Here is a 296-nt window from a genome sequence, read left to right as displayed (position 1 = left end):
GCCTAGTACTGGCAAGTATGGGTTTCTGGAAAGCCCCGGCCCTTCGATCGACTTCGGAGATTCAGCGGCCTCCATAGCCAAGGACGCGGGTACCAATATAGGAACTTCTATTGGGTCAGTCGTCAATGGTGTGCTTGGCAGTGATAACGTAACCAATTTCCTGAGGGCTGTAGGCATAACGCCAAAGGCAGGGTCGCTGACCAACACGTCGCAGAACTCGAATGATGGAGCCAACAATACGGTACCGGCAGATGCCACGGTAAACCCGAGCATGGGTACTGCTGCCTACTGGAACA

At 54.1% G+C, this 296-nt stretch carries 1 protein-coding gene; it reads left to right on the top strand.

Features of this window, described 5'->3' with window-relative positions; genetic code table 11:
• The coding region (locus AC1RPQ_RS08355; RefSeq protein ID WP_481762323.1) for a hypothetical protein at positions 1–296 on the top strand (296 nt) is incomplete at both ends.

The organism is Dellaglioa sp. CoH-57-MRSF-21 (genome assembly GCF_056781915.1).
Note: the sequence above shows the minus strand (reverse complement) of the source record. Positions and strands in the feature narration are given on the sequence as shown.